Origin of the sequence: Vibrio campbellii CAIM 519 = NBRC 15631 = ATCC 25920 (genome assembly GCF_002163755.1) — a bacterium.
Taxonomy (GTDB): Bacteria; Pseudomonadota; Gammaproteobacteria; order Enterobacterales; family Vibrionaceae; genus Vibrio; species Vibrio campbellii.
This window is the reverse complement of the sequence record NZ_CP015864.1, coordinates 1,308,671-1,328,587: the sequence shown is the minus strand read 5'-3', so window position 1 is coordinate 1,328,587 and position 19,917 is coordinate 1,308,671. Positions and strand designations below refer to the sequence as shown.

Here is a 19,917-nt window from a genome sequence, read left to right as displayed (position 1 = left end):
GCACCTGTTAAAAATGAAACATTAGATTAACCAAATGTTCGTATGCGTAGTGTTGTAATATGCACAGACTCTAAATATCAGATAATAAATGGTTTTTTATTTAAGAAGGCGTTTAGATTTGCACTACATCCCCCTTCAGAGGAATTTTTGTACAATGCATGAGATTCAATCCCTCGGCTTATACTGTGCAATATAGTGCTTGAGGGATTTGGTTTCCTCTACTAAGAATTCTTCATCATGCATTCGCATCGCTTGAATTCGATCTAGGCGGAATTGGCGATAATCTTGGCGTAGTTCGCACCATGCGACGAGTGTCCAAACCTTGCCCCAAAAGAACTGGCCTAACGGTTGGATTTTACGTTCGGTCACTTGCCCGCTCTCGTCCTCATAATCCAAGCTGACCTTAAAGTTGTTATTGATGGCATGACGCAGCAATTGTCCGCGTTTCGCGCTTTCTGACTGGATGTGATACTCAGGTACAATCAGTGGACAGTCTTCCACTTGTTGTTTGAGTTTGTCGGGCAATACGGAAAGGATTTTAGCAGAAGCGGATCGCGAGGCATCGGCGAGCTCGGCATCAGACCAAGCGCGTACCATACGCATACCGAGCTCTAGTGCCATCATCTCTTTTTCGCTGAACATTAATGGCGGTAAATGAGAGCCGGTTTGTAGCATATAACCGACTCCAGCTTCTCCTTGAATGGGAACTCCAGAGTTCAGCAACGACTGAATATCACGATAAATAGTGCGCTCGCTGACTTGCATGGTGTCTGCCAGCTCTTTTGCTGTCACCGCATAACGTTTAGCACGTAACAAAGTCAGTAGTTCAAACAGTCGCTCTGATTTGCTCATGGTGTTCCTATCTCGGTTAGTCTTCTAATTCGCTGCACATCTTCACGCTGTGATGTTTCATCTCAACACTTTCGGGCTCAATCAGGTTCATTAGCGGTTTACAATCTTCGCATTGAGTAAACAGTTTGCTTGCATTCGTTGCGTCTGCCTGTGACCGCCAGTAAATGATATCAGTCCACGTATTACTTGCAGCCTCGTGACTCAATGAGCGGTATAAAAAACCTGGCTGTTGTTTCACGAAGTTTTGTGACTGTTCTGCCGCAGCGATAAAGTCTTGTTCTGTTGCGCCATTGGCCAGACGAAATTGTACAGTTTCAATCACAGTTTCCATGTTTTTTCCTTATTTCTGTGGGTTGGTTAAGTTCGAAATAAGGTTAACGTGATGGAGTGTCAGAACCTGTCAGTAGCGATCCCAGTACGGTGTATCAGTGCCGAGTTTTTCGCTGATGAAGTCAATGAACACTCGCACTTTCAATGGCATGTGTTTGCGCTCTGGAAACACCGCATAGATGGCATGCTCAGGGAGAGAGAACTCTTCCATCAGTGGTTTTAAGTTGCCAGCAGCAAAGTCTTTACCTGCAATAAAAGTCGGCAATTGAGCGATACCAGAACCTCTCAAAAGCAACTGGCGAATCGCTTCGCTGTTGTTGACCACAAAGTTGCCCTTCGGCAGCACCTTATATTCGTTACCGCTGTTGATAAACATCCACTCGACGCCGCCTCGGAAATACGAATAACGCAAACAGTTGTGCGTCACCAAATCGCTTGGTTTGGTTGGTACGCCAAATTCTTCTAGGTATGCGGGAGAGGCGCACAGTACGCTTTTACACGGAGCAAGGCGCTTAGCGACAAGGTTAGAAGTTGCAAGTTCGCCAATGCGAATCCCCAAATCAAAGCCTTGTTCGACCAAATCCACCATGGCGTCTTCTAGCTGTAAATCGACCTCAATTTTCGGGTAACGTGTGAGAAATTCGCTGATAAGTGGCGCAACGTGCAAAACACCGAAAGACATAGGGGCTGTGATTTTGAGCCGACCTTGGGGAGAGCCTTGCAGCTCAGAAACGGCATCGACACCTTGTTGAGCAAGATTCACTGCTTGTGAAGCGTACTCGAAGTATCGACGTCCAGCTTCGGTTAAGCTGAGCTTTCTCGTAGTGCGATTAAGCAAGCGAATACCGAGGTCATCTTCGAGTTGATTAATGCGTTTGCTGATCGCCGATTTGGTGAGGTTTAACTGCTTGGCAGCAAGGGAAAAGCTGCCGCATTCGACGACAGCGACAAACACTGGCAGTGACGCAATGGCATTCACGGTGTGCTCCTAGGTTATTGGGATTATCTATTATTAATTTTATTGTTGAGAATAACGCTACAATCATTTTCCAATTATAGAGATTATCTTAAAGAAGAAAACAATTAGACTATGCGGCAGAAAACGACCTGGATATTGGAAAGAAGAAAATGAAATACGATTGGATCTTGTTTGACGCTGACGAAACCTTGTTTCACTTTGATGCCTTCAAAGGTTTACAGCTGATGTTTTCTCGCAAAGGCGTAGATTTTACCGAGCAAGATTTTGCCCATTACCAAACGGTGAACAAGCCACTTTGGGTGGATTACCAAGATGGTAAAGTGACAGCAGATGAGCTCAAGCACAAACGCTTTACTGAGTGGGCAGAAAAGCTCAACACCACAACGGCGGATCTCAACAGTGCGTTCTTAGAAGCGATGGCAGACATCTGCACGTTGCTGCCGGGCGCAAAAGAACTGATGGAAGCGCTACAAGGTAAAGCCAAAATGGGCATCATCACTAATGGTTTTACCGAGCTGCAAGCGATTCGCCTAGAGCGCACAGGTATGAGCGATTACTTCGAGCATGTGGTGATCTCTGAGCAAGTTGGTATTGCTAAGCCGGATCTGGGTATCTTTGAATACGCGATGACGCAAATGGGTAACCCATGTAAGACGCGTGTCTTGATGGTGGGTGACAACCTGCATTCTGATATCTTGGGTGGCAACAACTTCGGTATTGAAACATGCTGGCTGAACACCACAGGTGCAAGTGTGGATGAGCGTATTGTACCAAGCTACACGGTGGAATCGTTGAACGAGCTTAAGAGCATCCTCGTCGCTTAAGCTTAAGTGAACAAGTAAACGAAAAAAGCGCTGATTTCTCAGCGCTTTTTGGTTTTTATCGATGCTGTTTTGTATTCATCGATTTTGCTTATTAGCTAGCGTTGTTTTCAGCTAATTCACGTTGTGCTTGTTGCTCTTTCTCACCAAGCTTGAAGTAAACCTTACCGACGATGACTTCTGAAATCAGGATGGTAAACACCACCGCAAAGAAGGCGACGACACCGTTCCAAGGACCACTAAAGTCAACCTTGTCGCCGAACATAATGTTAATGGCTTCTAGCATGATGAACTTCGAACCGACCAAGATAACGTAAGTCGAGATACCACGGTAAATCTTAGGTGCCGTACCCGGCTTCGATTTAAAGTACTCTGCGATTTTGTGTTCCGCTTTGATAGACAGCTTCAAGAGCAACTGAAGCAGTAACGCTGCGGCGAAAGAAATCGTAAATGAATCAATGGTTACAAAATCCCAATATTCGTCATAGAAGTTCAGTACCGTAAGGTCTACCAATACCGCCAAGGTATAACCAACAAACAGACGTTGTGGATTGTTGAAACCGTAGACTTTATCCGATGCGCCCATAAGAAGCCTCAATCAATAATGAACAAGTTTGCAAAGCCATGCCTTGCGTCGATGGGTTAACTATATGAGTTCCTCGAACTGAAAACTTGCCATTTCGCACCATCGTAATCATTGCGATGAATGATTGTTTTGATGCGATATATTGAATACCAATAAGCGCGTTGAATTTGAAAACCGTCTACAAACTGACACGCAAACAGCGTTAGAATGGCTTCTAATCCAATAACTAATTTCGAAGAATCAAGCAGTAAGGACTCTCATGGCAGACATCAAGCAGCTAGACAGCAAAGTGGTGTATCAAAACAAATGGATGACGGTACGTGAAGATAAGATCCAACGCCCTAGCGGAGCAGAAGGCATCTACGGTGTGGTCGACAAGCCAGACTGTGCAGCGATTCTAGCGATCGATAACGGCGTGATTCACTTAGTACAGCAGTTTCGTTACACCGTAGGGCAACGTTGTTGGGAAATCCCACAAGGGGCGTGGGAATCAAATCCAGATGCGGATCATCTTGAGCTAGCAAAAGGTGAGCTTCGAGAAGAGACGGGCATGCAAGCCAATAAGATGGAGTACGTTGGTGCGCAGTTCATCGCTTATGGATTCTTAAACCAGACTTGTCATGTGTATTTTGCGAGTGAGTTATCTGAAGTGGGCAACCAGTTAGACAGTGAAGAAGAAGACTTGATCACACGCTCGTTCACAGTTGAAGCGTTCGAGCAAATGATGATAGATGGTGAAATCAAAGACTGCGTCACCATCGCCGCTTATGGTTTGGCGAAATTGAAAGGCTTGGTGTAAGCAAAACGAAGCTTCTAAGTTACTCAAGGTGATAAGCTAAAAGGCTCGTGATGAGCCTTTTCGTGTTTAATATTGAGATGACTCAACGCCGCTTTTTATTGCCACAGATGCTAGCGTGATGCTATTCACCGCCACCATCTCCACCGCCGTCTCCTACAAAGTCTCCTCCATCAGCATCGAAATCATCCGAATCGGTAGCGGGCTGTTGTTTGTGGCTGTCTTGAATCTCCGCGTAAGTCAGTAAAGCACTGACGCTCACCAGAGCCGTCGCTTGGTCAAACAAAGCAAGTGAGACTTCTGATTGGAATTCAGCATGTTCACCTAGCTCTTGGCTTAGACCCATCGGCACATAAGCAGTTTGGTTAATCAACATGCCGTATGCGATTAGGGTAAAGGTATTGTCTGTTTTCCCGTTTTCTTTCAGCGCCCAATCGCTCTCTTCCTTCGAGTAATCTGCTTTCTCACCATACTTGAGCGCTAATTTCGGCGTTATATCTTTTGCGACTTCTCGAATTTGGCGGTTTCGTTTCCAATTTCCAAACATAGGAATTTCCTTTCAATGGGCGATGAATCGTATTGTTACCGCTTCTCTAGTACTTCAATGAGTTCATATCGATATAAGCTAGCGTCGGCAGGCGCATTTTCAGGAGTGAACCGCTGGATGCGCTTTATTTGTAAGGTGTACTCATAGCCGGGTTCAAACTCGAAACCGTCTATTTGATCATAGAAGTAGTTACCATCTACTACCATGCATTTCATCGGAGCCACACCGACACAGTCTACGAGCTCTGGAGCAATGTTAATTGTCATTATGTTCACGGAGTCATCAGACTGATGTTGAGCACAACCAAATAGCGTTGCAGCCATTAACGGTAAGAACACACAGCGTTTTAGATTCATTTTTAGCTCCTAATAGGTTTACTAAATCATCATAGCAAGACTGACAATAAATGATGGTAACCCCTCGATAAAAAAGATAAACCCGAGCCGAACGTTTTTGCTTGGGTCTGTCTCTAACTGCTATTGATAGAACCTCTCAAATGTTGAGAGGTTCTAGGTTCTAATAGACCGCTTAGAATGGATGATTCGAAAGTTGGTCAGTGGTTTCTAGCATATCCTCAGCCACGTAGCGATGCGTTGCTGTGGTCGGGTGGGTAACATCCCAGAATACAAATTTATCTGAACCAACGGACGCACACTCAGAACGCAGCGAATGTTTGTACAAGTAATCAGCAGCAGACGAGCGGTTGATGTCTTGGCATGCTTCCGTTGCGTTACTGAAGCCATGTTGCTCAGGGTTAGCTGTCAAGCTAGCAAAGAGTGCATGGGTGTCGTGCAACGTAATGTTGAGCCCCTGTGCAGTGTAGTAAGCTGCCTGCGCTTTGATAAATTCGTTCGTCTCAAGGATTTTCGCACGGATTGTGTCGATTTCTTCTTGGCTAGAATATTTGAACTGAGGCGCATAGGTCGCGTCAGGTAGGGTCATGAGTAAGAAGTTTCTTGCGCCAGCATCACTCAGTTTTATCAAGGCCTCCGAATAATCTGCTTTTACTTCTGGAACACTGCGGTTGTAGTTCATGAAGTCATTTAATCCAAACTCAAGGGTGAACAGGGTATTGGCAGGGTTGTAGTTTTTCGCCAGCTGCATATAAGCAAGGTAAGAAGAGACTTGCTTTCCAACGCCTGTTAGCGCGATGTATTGATTTTCGCCAGCAGCGCCACCCACCGCCCAGTTGTATAGCGGCAAGTTCTTCGCTTGAGCAATGTATTCTGTCCATACAAACCCGTTAGAGAAATGACCTAAGAACCAGCTATTTGGATTCGGGAATCGCCATTGTGACGCGTTAAAGATGTTCCCGGTATCTGATAAGCTGTCACCCAGTGTCACGACCTTGTTGATTTGATCTGGCTGCATCACAGGATCATTACTCCAAATCGAGTGGTTGTATGACCAACGGTTATCGGCAGCGAAGTAGGTAATGTCCGCATTTTCGTTCGCAAGATCGAGTGTTTGTTCACAGCGCTGCTTGATCACGCTTTGTGATGTATTGGTATAGAACATGTTTTTAAACGAGAGTGCGTTCCACCAATAGCCTTCGATAGTGAAATAACTGCCATCTGGATTTTCTGCCCACTCCCAGTCCGTTTCTGGGTCATCATGTGAATAACTAGTTCGATACCAGCATCGTACGTAGGTGTATGTTTGCTTTTGTTGTGCGCTTCTCACTTCTGAGGCATTTAGCTGGTAAGAAGGCTCTGATGAGTCGGCTGCGTGAGCAAGATTTAATGGTAGTAATAATGCACTAAGTAACGTAATGGTCTTATTCATGATTCACTCTCTTTAATGATAATCGTCATGATTTAGATGAAAAGTTATCTCATCAACTCTCCTCATTCTGGGTGAATACGCCATTCAGTCAAATATCTAATTATTCATTTTATCAATTCTGGTACCACAATCGGATTTCAATAGATTTCGTAAATAGTATAATTTTATAAAAAATAGAATAATTACTCACTAACATTAATTTAACATGCACTTTTTGTGTAATTAAGTAATTGCTTTATAAGTATAATTGTTAATTTTTAATGTTAACTGTAACTGTTGTTTAAATGATCGTTTATTAATAATCATATATTTATAAAATGAATTATTTGGATTTTTTAACAGATGCTCTATAGCTGATTAGCTCATGCACAACTCATGGTTATGATTTTTCATGAGCATAAAGTGAATAAAAATCAGCTCAAAAGGAATAGAGCAAATGCACTACACAACAAATAAATTAAATGGCTTGTTTTCATTGTCTGCCGTTGCAGTTGCGATGACATTTTCGATGTCAGCGCATGCGGCTCCTCTGACGGGGTTCGACGAATCTAACTTGCCGACCAAATACATCGTCAAATTTAAAGAAGATACGTCCAGTCCTTCAGCATTAGGTGGAAACTCTTTCTGGGGGCCACGCATCGCGCAAGAGTCGGTTTTAGATCAGCTCAAAGCGCGTAAAGTGGAAAAGCTAGGAAACCGCGCAATCTACAGTGTGGAGATGGAAGACTCGGAACTGGGGCAACTGCGTAACCGCAGTGATGTGGAATACGTGGAGATTGACCCACCGCGTTATCTGTTAAGTGAGACTATCCCATGGGGCTATGAGGCGGTTAACGCTCAGCTTTTGGATGACTCGAGTGCAGGTAACCGCACTGTGTGTATCATCGATTCAGGCTACGACCTCGCACACAACGATCTGAGTGGTAACCGAGTGTCGGGTACAAACGATAGCGGAACAGGCTCTTGGAGTGTTCCGGGGAACAACAACGCTCACGGTACACACGTAGCGGGTACGATTGCCGCGATTGCCAACACAGAGGGCATCAAAGGCGTTATGCCAAACCAAAACGTGAATTTGCACATCGTCAAGGTGTTCAATGAAGCGGGTTGGGGCTACTCATCCAGCTTGGTGAAAGCGGTACAAACTTGTGCTGACAACGGCGCGAACGTGGTCAACATGAGCCTTGGTGGTAGCCAATCAAGTGTGACGGAGAAAAACGCGTTGCAAACCATTTACGACCAAGGCGTGCTGCTGATTGCTGCTGCGGGTAATAGCGGGAATACTGCGCACAGCTACCCAGCGTCTTACGATTCGGTAATGTCGGTTGCGGCGGTGGATGATAAGCGTAATCACGCGGCGTTCTCTCAAGCGACAGACCAAGTTGAAATCGCAGGTCCGGGTGTAGCAATTCTGTCTACTGTGACAGTTGGCGAAGGTAAGCTTTCAGACATTCGCTTGAACGGTGCTAGCCAGTTCGATCGTGGCATCGTTCCTCACAACCGCTTGATCCAATCGGGCGGCAGTTACGGTCCTGATCCTGTTGTCGGTTCTATTGCGGCGACACTAGCAAGCTGTGACGTATCCGGTAGCAGCTTCAGCTGTGGCGATATGTCGGGCAAGATCTGTTTGACCGAGCGTGTGGGCAACCAATCATCTGGTAATTACCCAGAAATCGATGCAGTTCAAGCGTGTTACAACGCAGGTGCGAGTGCAGCGATTGTGTACAGTAACTCTGAGCTACCGGGATTGCAGAATCCTTTCCTTGTCGATCAAAACAACGCGGCGCGTATTGTGTCGGTGACAGTTGATCGTGCTTTTGGTCAGGAGCTATTGGGCTACGTTGGTCAAGACATCACGGTATCGACCACTAAGGGTGAAGACTACGAGTATTACAACGGTACTTCGATGGCGACGCCACACGTAACCGGTGTTGCAGGTTTGGTATGGAGTTACCATCCAACCTGTACCGCAGCTCAAGTACGTAACGCGCTGATCAAGACAGCAACGGACATTGACGTAACAGGTCGTGATAACCGCACTGGTCATGGTCTTGTGAATGCTGAGGCTGCGAAACAATACCTAGACGCTGGCTGTAATGGTCCGGATGGCGGCGGCTCTGGCAACGACAACGTTCTAGAAAACGGTGTAGCGAAAACACAGCTTTCTGGCGGCAGCAAATCAAGCACAGTATTTGTGTTTGACGTCTCTGCGGATGCAACGCAAGCGAGATTCAACATGAGTGGTGGCTCTGGTGATGCTGACCTTTACGTGCGCTTTAATGGCACACCAAGCACCAGCACTTACGACTGTCGTTCATGGGCGGGCGGTAATGGCGAAAGCTGTAGCTTGAACGTATCTGGCGCAGGGCAATATGAAGTATTGGTTTACGGCTATAGCGCGTACTCTGGTGTTTCTCTTGTCGCGACGCATAACGGTTCGGGTGATTCATCTGGTGGCGGCTCTACACCTTCTAGCTACACCAACTCGGATGCGGTAGCGATTCCTGATAACAAAGCGTCTGGCGTTGTAAGCTCATTAGATGTGGCTCGCTCTGGCGATGCAGGTTCAGTGACTGTCGATTTGGATATCACTCACACCTACATTGGTGATCTTTATGTCACATTAACGTCGCCAGATGGTGGTCAAGTGGTACTGCACGACAACGCGGGCGGCAGTGCGAACGACATTAAAACCAGTTTCCAAGCGGATTTCTCTGGTTTTGAATCACAAGGCACATGGGAACTTAAAGCGGTGGACAATGCCAGAAGAGACACAGGTACCATCAACAGTTGGACTCTAACCTTTCAATAAGGAGTGACTATGAAGAAGTTGACCTTACTTTATTTGTCTGTGGTAGGCGCTACCGCACTATTGGCAATCGGACTGAGCTCCAGCAGCTTGGCAAACAATCAAGGATTTCCTCTCGTGGATGAACGCCAAGATCAAGCCGAGCAGCAACCTGCACGTTACTTTGTTAAGTATCATGAAGGGAAAGAGAGCGAAGTGAGAGCGCTTCTTCGTCAGCACAACATTGAAGTGGTCGACGCTCTGGTGAAACAACAAGTGTTGGTTGTGGTGGGTGAACAGGCGGAAGTCGATAAGCTCGCGGATCACGATGCGGTCGAATACACCGAGCAAGAGCCGACAAGAAAGCTGCTATCTAACGGAAGTACGCTTCAATAAGCCAAACCTCCTTAAGATAGTGCCAAAAAGAAAAACGCCCCTCACGTGAGGGGCGTTTGTTTCATTTATTGGTGGAAGATGAAGACTACGGTCGCTCACCTGCCGTTAGGCGACGTTCGATATCTGCAACCACTTCTGGGAAGTCAGCAATGGTGTCGATAAGGTAGTGCGGCGAGCTCTTGAGCAATTTTGCACGCGCTTTTTCACGAGCGGCATTGAGCGTAGCTTCGTCTGCGGCTTGGTATTCTTCAAACGTCAGACCTGCTTCGTTACCAGACAGCAGCAAGCCAACGGTCCACATACCAGCGTTGTGACCTTCATCGATGCCTGGTGCTGCGTCATCCACTTTGATGCACGCATTAACGTCAGTTACATTCAGCTCAATCACATTCTTCAGTGCCATAAATGGTGCAGGGCGACCACCTTGCGGTAGGTCATCCGTTGCTACTACGTAATCTGGCTTGTAACCGTAATCCGCTGCCACTGGAATCAGTACGTCCATCACTTCGCGAGGGTAACCAGAACAAGAACCGATCTTGATGCCTTTGTCTTTCAGACCGTTCACAACTTCAATCGCATTAAGGATTGGGTCTGCATGGTCTGCCACTTTTGCTTTTTGCAGAGGCATGAATGCTGCGTAGATAGCGTCGATGTCTTCGCTGGTCATTGAGCGACCAAACTTCTCATTCCAACGCTTATCAACCGCAGGGATGTGACCCACAGCTTGGATGTGATCCCACTTACCAAGCCCCATTGGTTCGCGCGCTTCTTCAAGGCCGATTTCGAAATCAAAGCCTTGTTTGAACGCTTCCACAAAGATGCTGGTTGGCGCAAAAGAGCCGAAATCAACGATAGTGCCAGCCCAGTCAAAGATCACTGCTTGAATTGGTGAGTTGCTCATGTTCAATCCTTTTTCTTGCTTGCCAGAGCGCTTGCCTACACGTCGGAACTACGCTCAGGATAAATTGGTTTTTGTTGAGGTTAGAAGTAGTTAAAGTCTTTACACACTTTGGCGATCGCTTCTTCGAAGATCGCCAACGCTTCAGTCAGTTGTTCGCGAGTGATGATCAGCGGTGGGCTGAGTTGAATCACATTGCCTTGCGACACCTTGAAGCTCACACCATTGTTGAGGCATTGGTACAGCACAGCTTCCGCTTCGTCATACGCGCGTGCTTTGCTTTCGTGGTCAGTGACCAACTCAATGCCCCATAACATGCCGATGCTACGAACATCACCAATCACTGGGTATTTGGCTTTCATCTCTAGCAGCTTTTCACGCATGAACTGACTGTCGGCTTTGGCTTTATCTAGCAAGCCGTCTTGCTCAATGGCTTCCATGGTTGCCAGCGCGGCAGCACAACCGATAGGGCTTTTCTCATGAGTGTAATGACCCATTGAGATTTGCTCGGCGGTGTTGTATTTGTCTTTGGTTACCATTGCTGCGATAGGCACTAAGCCTCCGCCCAAGCCTTTACCGATGCAGAGCATATCTGGCTCGATGTCGTAGGCTTGGTAGGTAAACCATTCACCGCTGCGACCCATGCCATTCGGGATGTCGTCGATGATCAGCATGACATTGTGTTTGTCACAGATTTCACGGATGCGTTTCCAGTAGGCTTTGCTCGGCACTTGTACGTCGGTATTACGAACCGCTTCTGCGATAAACGCGCCCACGCCGCCTTCTTTCTCAATCACGTATTCAAGGTAGTCGGCGTAATGTACGTCGCTGCCGTCCGCGACTGGAAAAGCGCCTCGGTAAGATACGGCTGGTGGAATGCGCTCAACGCCTGCCATTAATGGTCCCATCCCTTGGCGGAAACACGCTTCGCCGCCCACTGAGATGGCATCCAACGATGCGCCGTGAAAGGAATCCCACAGAGACACCACCTTGTAGTTGCCCGTGATGTGGCGCGCTAGTTTAAGTGCCATGCCAACCGCAGATGTGCCACCCGGAGCAAATAACACGCGGTTCAATTCGCCGCCACAGATTTGGGTGAGTTTTTCGGCACATTTAATCGCGGTCTCGTTGGTAAAACGACGTGGTGAAAACGGCAGTTTGGCAATTTGCTCTTGCACACGTTTAATCACATGCGGATGACCATAGCCCAACTGGTGGACGTTATTGCCATGGAAATCCATGTACTTTTTGCCGGTAGCATCTTGGATGTAGATGCCTTCTGCTGCTTCCAAGGTATCTAAGCAAGGCGTTGACATGGCTTGATGAAGAAAGACCTCCGAATCACGCTTCAACAAAGCTTGCGTGCGTTCGTCGTCCATCGATGCATTCCAAGCTTGGCGCGCTGGTGTCGTGTTGACATCGCCTTCGCTGCGGAAATGAGTCGGTTTGATATTCTGAGTCATAACGCTCTCTCAATCAGAAGGCTGCTTTACGCAACTTGCCAGTACATGGCTTTTTCAATCGCACTGATTAAGCGCTCGATATCTGCTGGGTAAACTTCGCCAATGTTGCCGATACGGAAACAATCTGCGTTCGATACCTTACCCGGATAAATCACAAAACCTTGCTCTTTCAAACGCTTGTAGAACGCTTTGAACTGGTAATCACTGTGAGTTGGAGAGTAGAAAGAGGTGATGATTGGCGAGTGAAGGTCATCACTCAGTAGCGGTTCGAAACCCAAAGAGCGCATACCTGCAACCAGTGTTTTCTGGTTAGTTTGGTAGCGGTTATGACGAGCTTCAATGCCGCCTTCATGTTCCAGTTCTAACAATGCTTGATAGAAAGCGCGAACCGTGTGCGTTGGAGACGTGAAACGCCATTTGCCGTGGTTCACTTCCATGCAATGCCATTGGTCGTAAAGGTCAAGGCTCAAAGAACGAGCCTGACCTTGGCACTTTTCTAGCTCAGTTTGTTTCGCAATCACAAAGCCAAAGCCCGGCACGCCTTGAATACATTTGTTTGCAGAGCTGATCATAAAATCGATGCCTAATTCTGCAATATCGATAGGGATGCCACCAAAGCTCGACATAGCATCGAGAATCACCACTTTACCGTGCGCTTTTGCAGCTGAGGCAAATGCCTCAATTGGATTCAGCATACCAGTAGTTGTTTCACAATGGACAATCGCGACGTGGGTGATAGTAGGATCCGATGCCAATGCAGTTTCCACCTCGTTCAAGTGTGGCTGTGATGTTTCGCCTGGGGAAACTACATGGCATGGAATATTTAGGTAATCAGCGATCTGAGCGATACGTGCACCGTACGCACCGTTGTCGATAACCAACAATTTTCCATCTTTGCCAATGGCGCTGCCAATCGTCGCTTCTACTGATGCGGTGCCGCTACCTTGCATTAGTACGCTGGTGTAGCCGTCTTGTTGAGTTGCCAGTTTTACAAGCTTAGTGCGGATTACTTCTACAATGTCTTTGTTGTATTCATCATCCCAAGTACACCAGTCTTTTAGCATGGCTTCACGTACTGTTTCAGAAGTAGATAGAGGACCTGGAGTCAGTAGTAGGTATTCGTTTTTCATCTCGATTTCCATCAGAATTGGTTAATTGGTCTACACCAAATTTTGGGTTCACTCTAGCGAGGAAGAAAAGGGCAGTAAATAGGCGAATCTCCAATTTCATAAAACTTTAATATCTAGAAAATGGCGGATCAATTGAACGATTATTCATCGCAAATTTTCGTAAAAGTGCCATTTAATGGTCATGATTTCGTCACAAAGTCTCAGTAGGGTGTATATCGTCAACTGGTACAGACCAAATGAAAACTTAGCTAAATTAACTGGAGAAAATGATGAAAAACCGTTTGATGAAAGGATCGCTGGCTGCACTTGTCTCTCTGCTAGCTACGAATGCAATGGCAGCACAGGAAGTCACGGTTTACACCGCTTTCGAAACTGACATTCTTGCGAAATACAAGTCTGCGTTTGAGAAAGATAACCCAGATATCAAGATTAAGTGGGTTCGCGATTCAACCGGTATCATGACGGCGAAATTGCTGGCAGAAAAGAACAACCCTCAAGCGGAAGTGGTTTGGGGTCTGGCTGGCTCGTCAATGGCACTGCTTAAAGATGAAGGTCTTCTTAAGCCTTACACACCAAAAGGTTTGGAAGAGCTGCACGCGAGCCTAAACGACCCTCAATCAAACCAAGCTTGGTTTGGTAACGATGCCTTCTTTAACGCAGTTTGTTTCAACGAAGCGGTAGCGAAACAACTTAACCTGCCGAAACCAACGTCTTGGGAAGACCTAACGAAGCCAGTTTACAAAGGCCACATTGCAATGCCTAATCCAGCGTCTTCAGGCACTGGCTATATGCAGGTTTCTGCTTGGCTACAAAACATGGGTGAAGATCAGGCATGGAACTACATGCGTGACTTAGACAAGAACATTGCACACTACACCCACTCTGGCTCTAAACCATGTGTTCAAGCTGGCATGGGTGAAGTGGCTATCGGAATTTCGATGGCAAGCCGCGGCGCGAAGTTGAAAACGCAAGGCGCACCACTAGCGGTTATCACACCAAAAGGCATCGGCTGGGAATCAGAAGCCGTTGGCCTAGTAAAAGAATCGGATGCAGCGAAGCGCGTTGTCGACTGGTCAATCTCTAAAGCAGCAAACGAGCTTTACGTAGAAATGTACCCAGTGGTTGCACATAAAGAAGTGAAAGCGACCGTGTCTAACTTCCCGAATGTTCAAGAGAACATGGCGAAGATGGACTTCGCGCAAATGGGTAGCAAGCGTGCAGAGATCCTAGCGGCTTGGTCTGAGAAGTTTGACGCGAAATCAGAGCCAAAGTCTTAATTGAATTTGCTTTGAGTTGAATGTGGAATCCACCTCGGTTGAGGTGGATTTTTTGTTTTTAGAAGAGGTGAGGGTAAAAAGCCTAAAAGTAGCAACCCCACCTAACCTCCCCTTGGCTTCAACTTTAGGGGACTACAACAGTCATGCTGGTAAAGGGGAGGGACTGGTTCTGCATTCGCGGATAATTTAATTCAAAATGCAACATCACTACGCGCTTCGAGTAGATTCTGAATACTCGCTTAGGCTCCTTCAGAATGACGTCGGGAAAGCGCAGAGCTTACCGCAGCAAAGAATAGCTCTCCCCCTTGATAACTACACTTAAATGCTTGGCAAATCATGCTGAGAAAAGGGGGAGTTGGAGGGGGTTGCAAGCACCTAACTCAACGTTAAACAACCAACCCCACCTAACCTCCCCTTGGCTTTAACTTCTGGGGACTACAACAGTCATGCTGGGTAAGGGGAGGGACTAACTGTACTTGTTGTTCGTGATAGTGAAAGCATCATAGTCTGCATAAAGGGGGGCACTACGCTAACCACGAAAAAGAAAACTCTCCCCCTTGATAACCACATTTAAATGCTTGGCAAAGCATGTCGAGAAAAGGGGGAGTTGGAGGGGGTTGCAAGCGTAGAAACAAACCTCACCGCCCTTCATCTATTTGTCATCTTCTGGCTATAAATTTGTCATTGGAACGTCACACTCCAAAACTAAAGTTGGTATATACCATTTGGAGCGTGTGTTATGTCAACTAACCAACATTACCTAAATATCGAAAATGTAGTGAAGCAATTCGGACAGTTCACTGCATTAAAGAAAATCTCGCTAGCGATTGAAAAGGGCGAGTTTGTTTGTTTTCTTGGTCCTTCTGGCTGCGGTAAAACCACTCTATTACGTGCCATTGCAGGCTTAGACTTGCCAACGTCTGGTGCGATTTTTCAAAACGGTCAAGAGACCACATTCCTACCACCAGAGAAGCGCGATTTCGGTATCGTATTCCAATCTTACGCGCTGTTTCCGAACCTAACTGTACAAGAGAACATTGCAGTGGGTTTGAAGAACCAAGGAATGTCGACCAAAGAAGCGTTAGAGAAGGTGGATTACTGGCTAGAAACCATTGGTCTTCCAACCTCTGGCGAGAAATTCCCTAACCAACTTTCTGGTGGTCAGCAGCAGCGTGTGGCACTTGCTCGCGCATTGGCGTTGTCTCCGGGTCTACTGCTACTTGATGAGCCGCTGTCAGCGCTGGATGCAAAAGTACGTGTTCACTTACGTGACGAGATTTGTAAGCTGCAACGTAAGCTTGGCATCACCACCATCATGGTTACGCACGATCAGGACGAAGCGCTGTCGATGGCGGATCGTATCGTGGTAATGAACCATGGTGTGATTGAGCAAGTCGGCACACCTCAAGAGATCTACCAACAACCAGCCACGCGCTTTGTCGCTGAGTTTGTCGGCAGCATGAACTTTATTGAAACCTCAGTCGCAACGGACTCCCAAGTACGGATTGCCGAAACCCTGATGTCAGCGCCAAGCTTGACCAATCGAAAGATCCAACGTGGTGACCGCTTCGACCTTGCGGTGCGCCCTGAAAGCATCAAGTTCGTTGAAAACTACACCAACTCTTTACCTGTGCGAGTTACCGCAACCGAGTTTCTGGGGGCGTTTTTCCGCATTGATTGCGTATTGCAAAACGACAGCTCAACGAAAACCATCGTCGTGGATGTTCCTGTGGAAACGGTTCAAAAACTCAATATCAAGGCGGGCGATGTACGTTACATCCAGTTTGCTGAAGAAGGGCTGCATGGTTACGCCGTGCCCTCGGTTGATAAAGCGCTAGCAGCGTAGGTGTAAACATGGATGCGAAGACAATGACGATGAATAGCCTGACCACACAAGACAAAGCAAAATCCCTACTCGGACGTGTCAGCCGCGACACCCTTGTGTTGTTTGGTTTGCTCGCTGGTTTGTCGACCATGATGGTGCTGTTCATCTTAATGCCGCTTTGGGCAATGTTGACCAAGAGTGTGCAAAATGCCAATGGCGAATTTGTTGGATTGGCAAACTTTGCGACGTACTTTTCCTCTTCAAGCTTGTGGGTGTCGGTGGGAAACACCTTCACTTTGGGCGTGATTGTAACCTCGGTGGTGGGTGTACTTGCGTTTGGTTATGCCTACGCGCTGACTCGTTCATGCATGCCGTTTAAAGGTTTGTTCCAAATCTTAGGTACTGCGCCAATCCTTGCGCCTTCGTTGTTGCCGGCGATCAGTTTAATCTTCCTTTTCGGTAATCAAGGCATTGCGAAAGAGATGCTGTTAGGAAACTCGATTTATGGCGTGATTGGTATCTCGATGGGTTTGATCTTCTGGACCTTTCCTCATGCATTGATGATCTTAACCACTTCGCTGCGCACTTCTGATGCTCGCTTGTATGAAGCAGCCCGCGCACTGAAAACTTCACCCATCAAAACCTTCTTTATGGTGACGTTACCTGCGGCGAAATACGGTTTGATCAGTACGCTTATCGTGGTCTTTACGCTGGTTATCACGGACTTTGGTGTGCCGAAAGTGATTGGTGGAAGCTACAACGTCCTGGCGACTGACATCTTCAAGCAAGTTGTGGGACAGCAAAACTTTGCCATGGGTGCGGTGACCAGCATTATGTTGCTATTTCCTGCGGTAATGGCGTTCGGCGCAGACCGCTGGGTACAGAAAAAGCAAAAGAGCTTATTCGACACACGTTCAGTGCCTTATCAGCCTGAACCCAACAAAGCGCGCGACAGCATTTGCTTGGTTTACTGCAGCATCATTTCTATTGCAGTGTTGGCTGTGCTTGGCATGGCGGTGTATGGCTCGTTAGTTACGTTCTGGCCTTGGAACAAAGCGCTGACGCTAAACAACTACAACTTTGCCGAAATGAGCACTTACGGTTGGAGCCCATTCTTCAACTCACTAACACTGGCAGGTTGGACGGCAGTGATCGGTACAGCCATTATCTTTGTCGGTGCTTACTGCATTGAGAAGGGGCGTGCGTTTGGTCCAATTCGTCAGGTGATGCAAATGCTCAGCGTGGTGCCAATGGCGGTTCCGGGTATGGTGCTTGGCTTGGGTTACATCTTTTACTTCAACGATGCGAACAATCCTCTGAACGTGCTTTATGGCACCATGGCATTCTTGGTGATTAACACGGTAGTGCATTACTACACCGTGGGTCACATGACCGCCCTGACAGCGCTAAAGCAGTTGCCATCGGAGATTGAAGCCACGGCGGCATCGGTGAAGCTTCCTCAATACAAGTTGTTCTTTAAAGTGACATTACCTGTGTGTTTACCTGCGATTTTGGACATTGCGACTTACTTGTTTGTTAATGCATTGACCACCACTTCTGCGGTAGTATTCCTTTACTCAACCGATACGATTCCGGCTTCGGTCTCGATTCTGAATATGGACGATGCAGGTCAAACTGGCGCAGCAGCAGCGATGGCTGTGATGATCATGATGGCTGCCGCAATTGCGAAGATTGTTCAGATGACTTTGGGTAATTTGTTAGAGAATCGCACACAAGCTTGGCGCAAAAGATAAGGACACTTCGTGCAATACGTAAAAATTAAAGATTCGATTGTTGAACAGATTGAAGCGGGTATGCTATCGCCGCGTCAAAAACTGCCAGCAGAGCGTAAGTTGGCGGAGTCGTTCGATACTACACGCGTCACTCTGCGTGAAGCTTTATCGTTGCTGGAAGCAGAAGGTCGAATCTACCGCGAAGATCGCCGAGGCTGGTTTATCTCACCCGAGCCATTGCGTTACGACCCTACCCAAACGCTGAACTTCCCGAACATGGCGAAAGTGCAAAATCGCGTGCCAAAAACGGAGTTGGTCGCAGCAAAAGGGACGTTGGCAAACAAACAAGCCGCGCGCTTGCTGGACTTGCAACCTTTCTCGGACGTGTATCGAGTCGACCGTGTTCGATATCTTGAAGATAGACCAGTAGTATTCGTAACAAACTACATTCGCCCAGAGCTGTTTCCGAACCTGTTGGACTACGATTTATCAAATTCACTGACGGACATTTATCGCGATCATTATGGCGTGACGTATCAAAAGATTCGCTACCGCATTTCAACCAGCACTTTGTTGGGTGAAATGGCTCAGGCATTGCGCGCGACAGCCGGCACGCCAGCGATGGTGGTTGAGCGCATCAACTACAACCAACACGGCGAGTTGATTGATTGCGATATCGAGTATTGGCGACACGATGCCATCAGCATTGAATCTCTGGCGGAACTCAATCGTTAAGTGGATTTTCCCATCATCTAAGGCTCCATCTCGGGGTCTTTATTTTATTAAGACAGGAACATTGAAATGGATTTGTTGGCGATTGGTCTCGTCGTTTTTTCTGCTGTTCTCCATGCGGGCTGGAATATCCTTGGTAAAAGTAACTCAGGCTCTGGACTCGCGTTTACTATGGCGGCCAGTTTCTCTGCCTGTGCCATTCTTACCCCTTATTTGATTTGGTATTTGGCGACCATTGGCTGGACATCATTGCCGAGTGAATTTTGGGGATTGCTGTTCATTAGCGGCATTTCACAAATGGTCTATCTGGTCGGTTTGATTGTCGCTTATAAGCACGCTGATGTGGGTGTGGTTTATCCGATTGCTCGGGCACTGCCTGTGATGATGGTCGGCGCCATCAGTGTGGCTCTGGGGCATGAATTATCCAGTCAGCAGTGGCTTGGATTTTTGCTGATAACCCTTGGTTGTATGCTGGTACCACTGACGAACTTTCGTCAAATGACATTGGGCTCCTATTTGAACGTCGGTGTGTTCTGGGCATTAATTGCCGCAATAGGCACAACGGGTTACTCGGTGGTCGATAAAGAAGCGCTGAGTTTACTCACAGTGCAAGCATCAGAGATCTTGAATGATCAGTACAGTGCGATCTTTTACTTGGGCGTGCAGTTTTGGGCAATTGGTATTCCTGCCCTTGTATGGTGCTTAGTTACGGGTAAGCCAGATGAGATTAAGACAGCGTGGCAGATCCGCAAAACCGCCAGCATGGCAGGGGTAATGATGGCATCCACCTACGGTTTGGTGTTGTTTGCGATGACCATGACAGACAATGTGAGTTTGGTGGTGGCATTAAGGCAAATCAGCATTGTGTTTGGATTGTTTATGGGGATTTGGTTTCTGTCTGAGAAATGGTATCTCACTCGGGGTATTGGGGTTACTTCGATCGTGGCAGGAATCATTCTCGCGCTGACGAACTGATCCA

At 47.1% G+C, this 19,917-nt stretch carries 19 protein-coding genes; 9 read left to right on the top strand and 10 right to left on the bottom strand.

The window, feature by feature from the left end; genetic code table 11:
- Positions 1 to 165: 165 nt before the first annotated feature.
- From A8140_RS22135 to A8140_RS22125, 3 genes are all read right to left on the bottom strand, one after another.
- Positions 166 to 852, bottom strand: a complete 687-nt coding sequence (locus A8140_RS22135; RefSeq protein ID WP_005535139.1) for a helix-turn-helix transcriptional regulator — start codon at positions 850 to 852, stop codon at positions 166 to 168.
- Between the two features lie 16 nt (positions 853 to 868).
- Positions 869 to 1,183 carry an antibiotic biosynthesis monooxygenase family protein gene (locus A8140_RS22130; protein WP_005535141.1) on the bottom strand — a complete coding sequence of 105 codons (315 nt, stop codon included), beginning with the start codon at positions 1,181 to 1,183 and terminating at the stop codon, positions 869 to 871.
- A gap of 69 nt (positions 1,184 to 1,252) precedes the next feature.
- A complete protein-coding gene (locus tag A8140_RS22125) occupies positions 1,253 to 2,161 on the bottom strand; it encodes a LysR family transcriptional regulator (RefSeq protein ID WP_005535143.1) in 909 nt (302 codons plus the stop codon).
- Positions 2,162 to 2,310: 149 nt separating this feature from the next.
- Between A8140_RS22125 and yjjG the strand changes: the two genes are divergently transcribed.
- Positions 2,311 to 2,985 (top strand): pyrimidine 5'-nucleotidase, encoded by a 675-nt coding sequence (yjjG, locus tag A8140_RS22120; RefSeq protein ID WP_005535145.1) that lies wholly within the window; start codon positions 2,311 to 2,313, stop codon positions 2,983 to 2,985.
- A 91-nt stretch (positions 2,986 to 3,076) separates the two neighbouring features.
- Here yjjG and A8140_RS22115 read toward each other — a convergent pair whose 3' ends face one another.
- Entirely contained in the window at positions 3,077 to 3,568 is a 492-nt protein-coding gene (locus A8140_RS22115) for a hypothetical protein (RefSeq protein WP_005535147.1), read from the bottom strand.
- A gap of 259 nt (positions 3,569 to 3,827) precedes the next feature.
- On the opposite strand from A8140_RS22115, the gene A8140_RS22110 reads away from it, so the two are divergent.
- Positions 3,828 to 4,367, top strand: a complete 540-nt coding sequence (locus tag A8140_RS22110; RefSeq protein WP_005535149.1) for an NUDIX domain-containing protein — start codon at positions 3,828 to 3,830, stop codon at positions 4,365 to 4,367.
- Between the two features lie 121 nt (positions 4,368 to 4,488).
- Here A8140_RS22110 and A8140_RS22105 read toward each other — a convergent pair whose 3' ends face one another.
- The 3 genes from A8140_RS22105 to A8140_RS22095 all read right to left on the bottom strand — a co-directional run bounded on the left by A8140_RS22105 (position 4,489) and on the right by A8140_RS22095 (position 6,696).
- Entirely contained in the window at positions 4,489 to 4,911 is a 423-nt protein-coding gene (locus tag A8140_RS22105) for a hypothetical protein (protein WP_005535151.1), read from the bottom strand.
- Positions 4,912 to 4,946: 35 nt separating this feature from the next.
- Positions 4,947 to 5,267 (bottom strand): DUF4377 domain-containing protein, encoded by a 321-nt coding sequence (locus A8140_RS22100; RefSeq protein ID WP_005535153.1) that lies wholly within the window; start codon positions 5,265 to 5,267, stop codon positions 4,947 to 4,949.
- A 172-nt stretch (positions 5,268 to 5,439) separates the two neighbouring features.
- A complete protein-coding gene (locus A8140_RS22095) occupies positions 5,440 to 6,696 on the bottom strand; it encodes an SGNH/GDSL hydrolase family protein (protein ID WP_005535158.1) in 1,257 nt (418 codons plus the stop codon).
- 436 nt (positions 6,697 to 7,132) lie between these two features.
- Between A8140_RS22095 and A8140_RS22090 the strand changes: the two genes are divergently transcribed.
- Positions 7,133 to 9,508: a S8 family serine peptidase gene (locus A8140_RS22090; RefSeq protein ID WP_005535160.1), complete on the top strand. Its 2,376-nt coding sequence runs from the start codon at positions 7,133 to 7,135 to the stop codon at positions 9,506 to 9,508.
- A gap of 9 nt (positions 9,509 to 9,517) precedes the next feature.
- Positions 9,518 to 9,880 carry a hypothetical protein gene (locus A8140_RS22085; protein WP_005535162.1) on the top strand — a complete coding sequence of 121 codons (363 nt, stop codon included), beginning with the start codon at positions 9,518 to 9,520 and terminating at the stop codon, positions 9,878 to 9,880.
- An 85-nt stretch (positions 9,881 to 9,965) separates the two neighbouring features.
- On the opposite strand, the gene phnX is transcribed toward A8140_RS22085, so the two are convergent.
- From phnX to phnW, 3 genes are all read right to left on the bottom strand, one after another.
- Positions 9,966 to 10,781, bottom strand: coding sequence for a phosphonoacetaldehyde hydrolase (gene phnX / locus A8140_RS22080; protein WP_005535164.1), 816 nt, complete (start codon positions 10,779 to 10,781; stop codon positions 9,966 to 9,968).
- 80 nt (positions 10,782 to 10,861) lie between these two features.
- Positions 10,862 to 12,241 carry an aspartate aminotransferase family protein gene (locus A8140_RS22075; protein WP_005535165.1) on the bottom strand — a complete coding sequence of 460 codons (1,380 nt, stop codon included), beginning with the start codon at positions 12,239 to 12,241 and terminating at the stop codon, positions 10,862 to 10,864.
- 26 nt (positions 12,242 to 12,267) lie between these two features.
- Positions 12,268 to 13,371, bottom strand: a complete 1,104-nt coding sequence (gene phnW, locus A8140_RS22070) for a 2-aminoethylphosphonate--pyruvate transaminase (protein WP_005535166.1) — start codon at positions 13,369 to 13,371, stop codon at positions 12,268 to 12,270.
- A gap of 266 nt (positions 13,372 to 13,637) precedes the next feature.
- On the opposite strand from phnW, the gene A8140_RS22065 reads away from it, so the two are divergent.
- The 5 genes from A8140_RS22065 (at position 13,638) to A8140_RS22045 (ending at position 19,913) form a co-directional block, all read left to right on the top strand.
- Positions 13,638 to 14,648 (top strand): putative 2-aminoethylphosphonate ABC transporter substrate-binding protein, encoded by a 1,011-nt coding sequence (locus tag A8140_RS22065; RefSeq protein WP_005535167.1) that lies wholly within the window; start codon positions 13,638 to 13,640, stop codon positions 14,646 to 14,648.
- A gap of 739 nt (positions 14,649 to 15,387) precedes the next feature.
- A complete protein-coding gene (locus tag A8140_RS22060; RefSeq protein ID WP_005535044.1) occupies positions 15,388 to 16,494 on the top strand; it encodes a putative 2-aminoethylphosphonate ABC transporter ATP-binding protein in 1,107 nt (368 codons plus the stop codon).
- Positions 16,495 to 16,502: 8 nt separating this feature from the next.
- On the top strand, positions 16,503 to 18,227 hold the full coding sequence (locus A8140_RS22055) for a putative 2-aminoethylphosphonate ABC transporter permease subunit (RefSeq protein WP_005535042.1): 1,725 nt from the start codon (positions 16,503 to 16,505) through the stop codon (positions 18,225 to 18,227).
- A 9-nt stretch (positions 18,228 to 18,236) separates the two neighbouring features.
- The gene (phnR, locus tag A8140_RS22050; RefSeq protein WP_005535039.1) at positions 18,237 to 18,941 is read left to right on the top strand and encodes a phosphonate utilization transcriptional regulator PhnR; all 705 of its coding nucleotides are present in this window, start codon (positions 18,237 to 18,239) and stop codon (positions 18,939 to 18,941) included.
- A gap of 66 nt (positions 18,942 to 19,007) precedes the next feature.
- Complete coding sequence (locus tag A8140_RS22045; RefSeq protein WP_005535037.1) at positions 19,008 to 19,913, top strand: EamA family transporter; 906 nt, start codon at positions 19,008 to 19,010, stop codon at positions 19,911 to 19,913.
- Positions 19,914 to 19,917 lie beyond the last annotated feature (4 nt).

Coding starts and splice junctions, on each gene's coding strand:
- A8140_RS22065 (WP_005535167.1), top strand. CDS start 13,638: ATGATGAAAAACCGTTTGATGAAAGGATCGCTGGCTGCACTTGTCTCT.
- A8140_RS22075 (WP_005535165.1), bottom strand. CDS start 12,241: ATGACTCAGAATATCAAACCGACTCATTTCCGCAGCGAAGGCGATGTC.
- A8140_RS22115 (WP_005535147.1), bottom strand. CDS start 3,568: ATGGGCGCATCGGATAAAGTCTACGGTTTCAACAATCCACAACGTCTG.
- A8140_RS22110 (WP_005535149.1), top strand. CDS start 3,828: ATGGCAGACATCAAGCAGCTAGACAGCAAAGTGGTGTATCAAAACAAA.
- A8140_RS22135 (WP_005535139.1), bottom strand. CDS start 852: ATGAGCAAATCAGAGCGACTGTTTGAACTACTGACTTTGTTACGTGCT.
- yjjG (WP_005535145.1), top strand. CDS start 2,311: ATGAAATACGATTGGATCTTGTTTGACGCTGACGAAACCTTGTTTCAC.
- A8140_RS22090 (WP_005535160.1), top strand. CDS start 7,133: ATGCACTACACAACAAATAAATTAAATGGCTTGTTTTCATTGTCTGCC.
- phnW (WP_005535166.1), bottom strand. CDS start 13,371: ATGAAAAACGAATACCTACTACTGACTCCAGGTCCTCTATCTACTTCT.
- A8140_RS22095 (WP_005535158.1), bottom strand. CDS start 6,696: ATGAATAAGACCATTACGTTACTTAGTGCATTATTACTACCATTAAAT.
- A8140_RS22085 (WP_005535162.1), top strand. CDS start 9,518: ATGAAGAAGTTGACCTTACTTTATTTGTCTGTGGTAGGCGCTACCGCA.
- phnX (WP_005535164.1), bottom strand. CDS start 10,781: ATGAGCAACTCACCAATTCAAGCAGTGATCTTTGACTGGGCTGGCACT.
- A8140_RS22055 (WP_005535042.1), top strand. CDS start 16,503: ATGGATGCGAAGACAATGACGATGAATAGCCTGACCACACAAGACAAA.
- A8140_RS22100 (WP_005535153.1), bottom strand. CDS start 5,267: ATGAATCTAAAACGCTGTGTGTTCTTACCGTTAATGGCTGCAACGCTA.
- A8140_RS22045 (WP_005535037.1), top strand. CDS start 19,008: ATGGATTTGTTGGCGATTGGTCTCGTCGTTTTTTCTGCTGTTCTCCAT.
- A8140_RS22105 (WP_005535151.1), bottom strand. CDS start 4,911: ATGTTTGGAAATTGGAAACGAAACCGCCAAATTCGAGAAGTCGCAAAA.
- A8140_RS22060 (WP_005535044.1), top strand. CDS start 15,388: ATGTCAACTAACCAACATTACCTAAATATCGAAAATGTAGTGAAGCAA.
- A8140_RS22130 (WP_005535141.1), bottom strand. CDS start 1,183: ATGGAAACTGTGATTGAAACTGTACAATTTCGTCTGGCCAATGGCGCA.